General features: G+C 37.4%; 8 protein-coding genes and 1 pseudogene. 7 read left to right on the top strand and 2 right to left on the bottom strand.

The features are described from left to right. Together I6E85_RS20365 and I6E85_RS20360 are read right to left on the bottom strand one after the other, a co-directional pair. A pseudogene (locus tag I6E85_RS20365) lies at positions 1-317 on the bottom strand (transposase); the annotation flags it as partial. A gap of 83 nt (positions 318-400) precedes the next feature. Then, on the bottom strand, positions 401-751 hold the full coding sequence (locus tag I6E85_RS20360) for a hypothetical protein (protein WP_024591189.1): 351 nt from the start codon (positions 749-751) through the stop codon (positions 401-403). 362 nt (positions 752-1,113) lie between these two features. Here I6E85_RS20360 and I6E85_RS20355 point away from each other — a divergent pair, with 362 nt between their 5' ends. The 7 genes from I6E85_RS20355 (at position 1,114) to I6E85_RS20325 (ending at position 11,024) form a co-directional block, all read left to right on the top strand. Continuing rightward, positions 1,114-1,341 carry a hypothetical protein gene (locus I6E85_RS20355; protein ID WP_024591190.1) on the top strand — a complete coding sequence of 76 codons (228 nt, stop codon included), beginning with the start codon at positions 1,114-1,116 and terminating at the stop codon, positions 1,339-1,341. A 593-nt stretch (positions 1,342-1,934) separates the two neighbouring features. Next, positions 1,935-2,669, top strand: a complete 735-nt coding sequence (locus tag I6E85_RS20350) for a DUF4165 domain-containing protein (protein WP_024591192.1) — start codon at positions 1,935-1,937, stop codon at positions 2,667-2,669. Positions 2,670-2,713: 44 nt separating this feature from the next. Then, a complete protein-coding gene (locus I6E85_RS20345) occupies positions 2,714-6,277 on the top strand; it encodes an Ig-like domain-containing protein (protein ID WP_024591193.1) in 3,564 nt (1,187 codons plus the stop codon). A 30-nt stretch (positions 6,278-6,307) separates the two neighbouring features. After that, on the top strand, positions 6,308-8,890 hold the full coding sequence (locus I6E85_RS20340) for a hypothetical protein (RefSeq protein ID WP_024591194.1): 2,583 nt from the start codon (positions 6,308-6,310) through the stop codon (positions 8,888-8,890). A gap of 168 nt (positions 8,891-9,058) precedes the next feature. Then, complete coding sequence (locus tag I6E85_RS20335; protein WP_024591195.1) at positions 9,059-9,259, top strand: hypothetical protein; 201 nt, start codon at positions 9,059-9,061, stop codon at positions 9,257-9,259. 34 nt (positions 9,260-9,293) lie between these two features. Next, on the top strand, positions 9,294-9,566 hold the full coding sequence (locus tag I6E85_RS20330) for a hypothetical protein (RefSeq protein WP_024591196.1): 273 nt from the start codon (positions 9,294-9,296) through the stop codon (positions 9,564-9,566). A gap of 273 nt (positions 9,567-9,839) precedes the next feature. Continuing rightward, positions 9,840-11,024 (top strand): DUF4158 domain-containing protein, encoded by a 1,185-nt coding sequence (locus I6E85_RS20325; RefSeq protein WP_080671231.1) that lies wholly within the window; start codon positions 9,840-9,842, stop codon positions 11,022-11,024. The last annotated feature ends 65 nt before the right edge of the window (positions 11,025-11,089 follow it).

Raw genomic sequence — 11,089 nt, 5'->3', positions numbered from 1 at the left:
CTCAATTAACGAGAATTGTTCAGGGAGTCGGACATCAAGAGAGCGGTAGCCTTTTTTAATATATCCTTTTCTAATTCAATGCGTTGGATTTGCTTTTTAAGTTCGCGGATTTCAATTTGTTCGGGCGTCATTGGTGAAGCAGATGGTGTCTGGCCACTCCGCTCTTGCTTTAATTGAGTAACCCACTTACTGACGGTTGATTTACCCACCCCCATCGCTTTGGCTGCTTCTTCTTGAGTATAACTTTGGTCAACTACAAGCTGAGCTGTTTCTAATTTGATTGCCGCAGAATACGTTGCGCGTTTTAATTTCGTCATTTTTTCACCCAAATTTGTATGCTTATTAGCATAACATTTCTTTCTTAATGGGTGGCCAAATTAACTATGCCACTACAATGCCACTACAGTAACAATTTAAATGAAATAGTAGAACTTAATGAGCCTATTGGAATCGTTAATTCACCCGCAGTCACTTCAAAATCGACTCCCGCACTCGCTGTAATAGCGGTCACTTCATAGCTTAATGTCACTTCTTCTTTTGTTGCTTTTGAGAGAGACAAGCGAACACTACTATCTAAAACTGAGTCAGCGGGCTCATTAATAAGTTTTGACGCCTCAATAGAAATTGATGCGGGAGTTGTGTCTTCTGGAAAAGTAAATCCACCACTTTTTTCATCTTCCTCACTACCACATCCACTGAGTACCGAGGCTGCGGCTAAAGCGAGTACAATATTACTCTTTTTAAGTTTCATAACTGCTTTCCAATATTTGAGTTAATAACACATGATTTCGTCAAATAATATCAACCGGCTACCACAACATTAAATTTTACAGAGGCTATAAATGCTATCTGTAATTTTTTTATTTGCACTTGATACTAAGTAAGGTTAGAAAAAATCCACATGAAAGGTCTAATATGAATATCATTAAAATTGGATTGCTTGCAGCAAGTATAACCAGTATATCCAGAGTTTCAGCTTGTGAAAAATGGCAGTTTATAGTCACTGGCGAAAGCCAACTCATATCTTCGACACTTGAAATAGAGTACGAACCGACTGAGCAGATTATAAAAACCGTTACTAATTAAATAAACGTTAAAGGTGAGCCCATCTTTGTGGATGGTGAAAAGCCTTATTTAGAATTATTAGTAAGTAGTTCAGATAAACAACGGTTTACTTATGAACTCATGGCTAATCTGCCTGTAACTACCGATGAAGGCATCTTGTTAAGGCCATTCGATATTGAAGATGTTGCGCCATTGCAGAATGGTTACTTAAACTTTCATCAACGTGGTGATGTTAAAATCACGCTCTATGGCCAGAAATTAACGTGCACAGATTGATTTAGTGCCACTAATCAGGATTAACCGCCATAATTTAGAGGTCATACAGTTAACACCTCTACGTTTTAACGGCACAGTGTCGGTTAATTATATCTACTTCAAACTTGGCAGACAGGTAGCGTTATATGAGTATAAAGTCAAAAGTATCGAAATTATTGAAGGGAATAAAAACTCATTTTATTGGTTTTTTAAAGTACGTTTTATATATGGGTGGACCTTTTATAATCCTATATGCACTAGGAGACTTAATTTGGCTCGTAAATGAAAAGTATGGAAGCATCATATTTTTTATCTTGGTTATCTATATCTACATTGGTGTAGCTCAAAACAAGGTTGAGAAGTCAGAGTTTCAAAATAATTCTTTCAATATAAATTTGATGTTTAATTTATGGAAGAATATAGCTATATGGCCAATTAAAAAGGTTTGTGGATAATTATGATGTAAATCAAATGCATACAGTTTAATTTACAAACTAATAGTCCCGTATCATAAAAAACGCATAAGCTAGAGTGTACTAATTTATGCGTCCTATTTTTTAACATTTCCCTTTCAATGCTTAAGAATACCTACATTATCCATAATAGGTATTGTCATGAACAAATTCACTAAGGCAACTTTATTGCTAACGGCTGGTGGTTTAATCCCCACCGCATCAGCTGAGTTACTTGAAATAAACTACACTGATTCAAACCAAGTTATAAAAACTCAAAAGCCAACAGAAGCGTATATCGGCACAAATAACGATATTCAATTTTCTCTAAGCGCCGGTGTAGAACGCTTAGTTCAGCTAACAATCACAAATTCAAGCAATGAAATTGTGAATACATTAACTAGTGAAAAGTTAGGCCCAGCAGATCGTATTACGGTTAATGGGAAAGAATATTACGGCTCACTTTTAAAACTAGACTCTATTGCAGACGGTAAATATCAAGCAACAGCGAGTATTTTAAGTGCAAGTAGCAATTTAATTTCTTCTGAAACATATGATTTAATTGTTGACACTACGGCCCCAACAATGGGGGCGTTTACATGGTCATTTCCCTATGGCAGTGGTAATGCTCCAGATGGACTACCGAAGTTTAGTCATACGAGTGACCGCCACTTTACTCTTGGTAATATTACCGATGACCTTTCTGGTATTGATAAAATAATTTATAAAACATATTGGGAATCAGATGGTAAGGAAGGTCAGTTATATAAAACAGGCGATGTACCATATTATCCAATCTTGAATAAAGCTATGTTAGGAACAGGGGGGGATAATTCTAATGCAGCTGTATTTTTTCCTTCAGGAACACAAAGTAAGCACAAAGTAAGCACAAAGTAATTTTTGAAGTATTCGATTTAGCAGGTAACAGTGCTGAAAAAGAGATGTACTTTTATAATAATTCTAAATGTGGACCAAGCCCCAAAATCGTTGCAATTGAAGACCCAACGTACACAGGTGATTACTTGGGGCAAGCCGGATTTAGGCCTGTTACCGATAAAACTCCAATCAACAAAAACCCACTTGAAGCTATATACCGTATCTCGAAAGAGGCCTATAAAGCAGCTCCGGGAGCATCTGTATTCGCAGGGTCAACAACAGGTATAACGAATCGCGGTTTAATTTCAGTTGATGATGAATTCGCTTATTTTAAAATTTATGGTCCAGCAAATACCTCTAATAACTTCAACTATCCAAATGCTGGGTGGACAAACAACAGTACGTGGCGTTGTAACTCTCTTTCCTTTCCAAACCCTGAATTTACAGACAAAACATTACCACCAAAAGGCACTAATATAGAAGCGTTTGTTGATGGGGTTGGCTGGGTACCTAAAACCTATAGGGCTTCGGGTGAAAATGGGCGCGATACAATAATATCAAAGATACGAATTACAGGAAGTGTTAGAGGTTACGAACAATACGCAAGTATGTATGGAAGTTCATGTAAAATTCCACCTGGGGATAGTTCCTGTGAACTAGATACAAACTTAGCGTTTAATAAAACAGGTACTGTTGGCTATTACCATTCAAGGCCTCTTTTACGAAGCTCTGACAACACTAGCATGTTTGACAGTACCTTAAGCCATGTTTGGGAGTGGGATGCACAAGACCCAATAATTAATGAAATAATTGAGCATGATGAAACAGAAAAAAAAATCAGTTTTAGTATTACTGAGTTAAAGTCGGGCAGTACGTGGGATAGAGTGAAGCTCGGTAGTGCTGGAATTATTATAAAAAAGGACGGCAATGTAATTGAAAATATATCAGCTTCTTCTTTACTTCGTTCCGGTTCAGATTATGTCGCTACAGTTAATTATTCTAATTTAGATCATGGCTCTTTCGAGATGTTTGCTTGGGCTAAAGATAATTATAGTAACTATGTTGAGAAGCTTCTTTTATCGATTGATAACGATATAAAGGCACCTGATTTAGTTTTTTCGATAGAAAGTGGCGCTACAATAAAATCATTGGATGAAATTACGATATCTCTTACCGACGACAATGAATCTAAAATTAAGTCTGTCAATTTAAAAGGTGGCCCAGCTAACGAAAATGTATTCTTAGCCACCAGCGAAACTAGTGAAGGTCTTTATGCATTAGAATACCCAGTGCTATTCCCAGACGAAAACTCAATATACATTCTTACCGTCTTAGCAGAAGACAATGTAGGGAATATAATTGAAAAAGAGTTACGGTTTAATTATGTTGCAGAAAAAATAGGCTTAGAAAGTGGCTTATCAGAAATAACTTTACCTGCAACGGGGGCGGTGTTCAAAGACGTTGACGGTAACCTTCCTCTTTATAGTAAACCTATTAAATTAAGTGATGGCAGTACCATAAGTGGAAAATACCCAGTTTTTGTGACTTTACGTAGTGACAGTGAAGGCAGTGTATTTATTAATAACAAAGAAATATTGCCAGGTACTACAAAAACCGTTGATTACGCTTATGACTTTGCTTTAAGTGGAGGTCGCTACAACTTAGACTTGGTGACCAAGCAAAACACATTTACAAAAGGCAGCTTATTGATCGCTTCATCTGCACCTAATTCACCGGTGCTAATAACTGATTATAAGTTCAGCGGCTACAAAGGAACAAAGCAGGTTAATACATCGCCTTACGCGATTACAGATAAATTTCAATTAAAGTATAGATTAGGTGATCAGGCATCTAACTACTGTAGCGCCTTCACTTCGTCACTTGAGGAAGTACAAAATTCTGACACATTTAAAGACAGGCTTTGCTACGTACAGATGAATATCAAGGGCGTAAAGCAAAGCTTTGATGTTACTGATACACAAGCTATGCTTTCTTCTTATTTAGTATCATTAAATGACCAGTTTGCTGAATTTAAAGTAAGCGTTGTTGGGTATAACAATGAGTTATTCACATTATTTCATGACAAAATTCTAGTAACGCCACGCGATCCAAAAGATAGCTTGGCGACTACGCTAGAGTATACAGACGATTTTATTTATCATGAAATACAAGATATAGACACGTATGTATCGATGGCAAATTATCAAGGCTGCGCGTTAACAACAAGTATCGAGCAAGCTAAAAAACGTGCATTTGATAAAGTTGGGGCTGAAGAAACACCACTTTGTTTGGTTGAATGGACTAATTATCCAAGCGGCTTAACCGAAGATAAATCGACTGGCAAGGTAAATGGCTTTCCGGACAAACTTGGTTCTACAACCTTTGATTGGGAAATTAAGATTTTCTTCAATGAGAATGAATCTATGCCTATTTCAATTGGCTCAAAAGCGGTTGATATTGTCGAGCCTATAGCACCTAAGTTGACGGCCACCACGATTGAGTTTACCAATGGAGTTGTCTCAACAAGTGCAAACCATCTACTGCGTGATAGCACCGCAAGCGTTAAGGGAATTACATTTAGTGTTGAGCCTCGGCTGTATAAACAAATCATTAGCTTTAATGGTGAGAGTTGTACAGTAGAGAGTAACTTTACAAAATGTGCTTTACCTGTCGATATAGCACCGTTAGGGAATAAAGTAGACCAGTTACAGGGTAATACTAGCCTGAAAATCGACATTGATTCTGACCGCCCTTACTTTTTAGACAAGGGCATGGGTACATTTACAAATGGATTGAGCTGGGATTATACAGCGCCTTTATTGCATGAAATTGTTATTAACAACAAAAACGATGATAGCGTTATTGAAAAGCAATTAGAAGAAGGCAGTGCTAAAGCTAAACAGGATGAAATTCTAGTTATTGTTAAATCGCCATTCACCAACATTAAAAATGATGAAACATGGAAATTAAAAAATTCGGCATTAATAATCGAAGAAATTGAAGACATAAGATTTCAACAATCAGTAAAGATTGATAACAATACATTCTATTTTAGTAGCTCAAAACAAAACTTGAGTGAAGATAATCGACTCCCACCGACCAAAACCGAGCTGGTGGGTGATTACATTGTTTATCACTACGATATGACCCCATTGTCAGATGGTGCTTTTAAGTTCAGTTTGAACCTGCGTGACTATTACGATAACGGTACTGATTATGAAAACCCCATTTTTTACTTGCAGCGCTTTGCCCCTGAAGTTCAATTAACATATTTACGTGACAAATCTCGTAGTACCAATCCATTTTACTTTGCCAGTGACTTTGGCGCTGTAACAAATCCAGGGTGGGATACAAAAAATGAAATAATAGAGGCTACATTTGGTGGTGTACCACTTACTTTAGTGGATGATCCAATTGATGCTAAAAGCTACGTTAAGTTCTTTGATGGAAATTTAGATAACCTAACGCCCGGTGATACCTATGAACTGATTGTAAAAGCGAAAGATTCGTTTGGCAATATAGGTCAAACTGAAGAGAAATATGTGTATGCGCCGTCAAAATTCAGTATTAAATCTAAAGACACTGGCACACATGATCTTTACCAATATATTCAGCGCGGTACGTTATAGATCTACCAAAGCCAGTATCTTTGTAACTTTGTGGCATCTAAAGATTTAGCTATTGAAATATCAAGAGATGCTAGAAAAGGCTGTTACGTCAAATTAGACAACCTACCTAAAGGCATGGACGCTCTCTATCAAGGCTGGGCTATGACTGTTACGGGGTCTATACATGATGAACTTGATAATACGGTTAGCTACAGCGCTTATGTTGTTAACCCTGATGGTAATGAAGTAAAAGTAGAAGCTGGCGAGTTTGAATACAATATTAAAACTGCTGAACAAATGGCATTTGATTTAAACCCTATTATTGAACTTAAAGAAGGTGTTTATGGTGTTATCCCAGAAAATCCCGTTTTAGCACGCTATAGGCTTCAACACGTCGCGGGGGAGTTAAACATCAATGTAAGTCGTGGTGAGTATGAATCGTCTGAATACATGGCACAGAGGAGCCACAAGCCGATATATGAGCTACTTGGCATTATTCGTGATGACGATGTTGATAAGCGAAAAGTGTTTGACCGCTATCCGCTGGCAATAAATGCCGCCTACACGCTATCAGATGAACATTTAGCAGGTTCGACAGGCGAAGTTATTGTATTACCATCTCGTAAAGTGGCTATAAATTTAAGCATGGACTCAGAACGCAATGTATTAAGCACAGATGAAGTTCAAGTAACGGCGTTCATGGGAGAATGGAATTGGAAAGAAAAAATAAGTAAATATGATGCAAGCACCATGGGCGAATGGGATATTTATTTAGCGTATAAAAATAACAGAGGTGAAGAACAAGTAATTTCGGATACACAATCGAATAATGAAAATGGACAAGCTCAGTTCACGGTTGCTATTGCTGATATTTTCCGCAAAAGTAATGGTTTCTATGCTGTCGCGTCAGTCAAATCGCCACATAAAGAATATGAAAAGAAAATTATATCGACCCCTATATTCATGAGAATAGTTTTGGGTACTGGAGTAGATGGTGAATTAAGGAGCTCACAAGTAAGCGGAAAAGTGCCGTTTACCACACTAGTTCGTTATGACTATGAAACGATAGAAGATATGGTTGCCGGCAATGATACAAAATGGGAGATTTCAGAGAACCTTGCTGATTGGTCAGTGCTAGAAGAGTACGAAGGGCGTAACGCGATACCTTTCTTAATGCAAGCTGCTGGAGATAAGTACGTTAGAGCAACGGTTACAAACAAAAACACGGGTGAAGCGTCAGTTAGCACCCCACTTAAAATTAGTGGTTACGACAAAGCAAGCTTAGTGATTAAAGGACCATCTCAAGTATACGAAGGGCAAGAGTTTAAGCTCAATATGCTCGACTACAATACGACCCTTCATACATATGACGGACAAGCTCAATGGTCGCATGATGAGGGTAAAACATGGTTTGAAGGTGCGCCTGTACAGTCATTTATAGCTAAAGGCGAACAAGCGCTCATTATGGGTCGATTCAGATTCAGTACAACAACTGAAGCAGCGGGGGAGCAGGCATGGTCCGAAGCTCGTTACTATGCGCGTCCTGTAACTCCAAGGCCAGTGATGGCACAGATACGTGCACCTCATCTCGTTGAAATGGGCACGACAATAGATGTAGAAGGACAGGTGTTAAACTTAAACGGTGGCGTTGATTTACCTGTTAAATATGAATGGGTATTGCCTAATGGCCAATTGAAAAACGATGTGTCGTTTGAGTACACGCCTACTGAAAGTGATCTTGATGACAACAACCGGTTGAAGTTTGTGTTAAAGGCATGGGTGGATGGTTATAAAGAGGCTACTTATCGTGAAACTCAACGTAATTTAGAGAGCTGGGTGTATGAGTTTCCTGAAACGACTATTGATATAAGAAGTAATATCTTAGTAGCGCCAGCAAACATCACAGGCATGATATTGCAAAAACATAAGTTTATGCCAGGAGTTACTTATACCTATGAATGGTTGGAAAGTGACAATATTGAGATAACGAATCCAACCCGCATGTACTCTAATTTACTCGTCAAAACGCCGGGTGTGCATGAAATTAAGGCCAAAGTGACGGATAGTAGAGGCAAAGTAAAAGAGATAAGTAAGTTTATTGACGTACTTGAAGCTGATCCAGTGCAAGGGAGTTTAGTTCACTTTCCATCGAACCGTTATAGTCGTGCACCACTGGGGTTAGTAGCTCGCGCCCAAACTAAAGGCGGTCACCCACGAGATTTCATCATTGACTACAAGTGGTTTATAAATGGAGACGAAGTTGAAGTTAAACCGCCAAGAAGCCCAATGAATCGTTTTGAAATTGAGGAAGCGGGTATTTATGACATAAAGGTTATTGCTACCAGCATGTATGGCCAAGAAACTGAAATTAATGAACGATACGAAGTGTTTGAAAACAAAAAGCCAACCTGTCAGAGTGTTCAGTTAGTACGTTCGGGTACAATTCGTATTACGGCAACCTGTAAAGACGAAGATGGCTATGTAGTTGGTTATGACTGGTGGTTTAATGGTGAGTATGTAGGTCGTGGTGCTGCTTCAACTCAACTTAGGTTATCACAATACCCAACTATGAACGTGTCCTATGAAGCCGTAGATGATGCGGGTGGCCGCACTAAAGGATCGTTTAATTGGTAATTATGTAATACATACTAAAAAGCTCACGGCGTTTCAAATTGAATGACGTGGGCTTTTTAAAAGAGAATGATTTGCGGCATGAAGCATGAGATAGGACAGTAAATAAATTTAAATTAGTGTGATTGGAATATTCCAAAGTCTAAAGTAAACAAACCGAAAGGACTAATAATGAAAGAAGAAACCATTAAAGAAACAATAACAAAAGTCGAACAAGAACTTCAACAGGCGGAAGAAGAGCTTAGAAACTGGCAAGATTACGATTTCCGAAGAGAAGATGGCAGCATGAGACAGGACGCAATGCACGAAAAGCATGGTCGAGATGCTAAGCAAGAGGTAAATTCACTAAAGCTTAAGAATGAAAAAAGATAAATCAACAAAATAATTGGAATGTAGGAGTAACCGTATGTTAAAAAATCTAAATCAAAAGCAAAATCCAATAGTTGATCATGATGGTAAATTCAAAAAATCACCAGTTAAATTTGGTACGTTTATGTATGACATTAAAAATACTATCATTGGTATTCATGGAAGAACCCTAAAAGTATTTGATTTATCTGATGATAATGAAAGCTACTACCAAGCTTGGGTTGATGGGTATCAGAATGATGGATATTCACAAAATGAAGCTGTCCAAAACGCATTAAAATTTGCAATAGAAAAAAGGCATTCTTTATAAGATGGAAACTAGATTTTAACGTACGCTCAGTGCACTCCATTGGAATGCGGAGCGTATGCTTTAGTAAGTACATCCCTTATTAGTAAAGAATTACACGAATGATTCGTGTAGTGCATTGTAAGGTAATTGATTGGATACCTATTTACTCTCGGACGTATATTCATACAAATCGACTAATAGGGGTTTTGTGCCCATCCCCTCGAAATCGGCATTAAGGTTATTATTTGATCACTTATTTGAGGTATGATTATCAAAAAATAATTTTAAAGGCTTATCATCATTGCTGCTCAACTAACAAAACGTATTCAAATTCTCACACAGTCTGAAATTAATGAGCTTTACGCATTACCAAACTTTAGCCGAGCAGATAGAGAAGACTACTTCTCTATAGATAAAGAAACACAGAAGTTAATTAATACGCTAAGACAAACTGAAACACGAATATATTTTATTCTACTATTAGGTTACTTCAGATCACGACCTATAGTGTTTAACTTTACGTTTGCTGATGTTGAAGCTGATTATAACTATATTAAAACCAAGTATTTCAATGATAAATATATTGATACTGAAGATTTACCCCCCAGAACTAAAACTGCATTAATTAAAAAGTTACTGAGCTATACTGGCTTTTCGATTTTTCAAAGTAAAATAGATAAGGAACCGTTGCTTAGAAGGCTCAATAATGTTGTAAAAATCAATTTGGAGCCTAGATATGTTTTTGATGAATGCATTGCATATTTTGGTCAAAACAGAATAGCCTTAGCTGGCTACACAACATTGCAAGACACTATCTCAACAGTGTTATCAAATGAACGAAATCGTATCGAGACTATTCTCAATGAAAACTTAGCCCAACCTACAAAAGCAACGTTACTTAAATTACTTGAATCAAATAGCACCTTTACTGATTTAGCCAAATTAAAGAAAATGGCTAAAGATTTTTCGGCTAGTCAAATAGCACAAGAGCTGAAGACGCATAAAATCATACGTTCACTTTACCCTGAAATTAAGGTACTTATTGCTGAACTCGAATTATCCCCTAAGAACCTTGAGTATTATGCTTCCTTGGTCAAACATAAGTCCGTTTATAAGCTCAGAAGACACGATGACAGCCAGACCATCTTATATCTTGTGTGCTATTTATTTTTTAGATACCGCGAAACTAACGACAATTTAGTATCAGCCTTTATCTATATGATTAGAAAGTTGACGGAATCAGCTAAGGGCTATGCTAAACAACGCATTGTAGAGGATGTCACTATTGTTCGAACCAAATTAAAATCCGCTGGTAGCTTGTTAAAGTATTTTATCGATACAGATATGGACGATAACCTTAGTTTTGGTGATGTGCGTAAGAAAGCTTTTGAACTGATCCCTGCCGATAGTATTAAGTTGTTAAGCGACCATTTAGATAATACTGACTTTGATGGACGTGAATATGAAGTAAGCGTCTAGCCAAGTGCACCTGCAAGTAACTCGTCAAAACTATTAAGCTATCCCTGAATTTCAATTAAGAGGTA

This window comes from Pseudoalteromonas sp. NZS71, from assembly GCF_015864715.1.
GTDB classification, from domain to species: Bacteria; Pseudomonadota; Gammaproteobacteria; order Enterobacterales; family Alteromonadaceae; genus Pseudoalteromonas; species Pseudoalteromonas arctica.
Note: the sequence above shows the minus strand (reverse complement) of the source record. Positions and strands in the feature narration are given on the sequence as shown.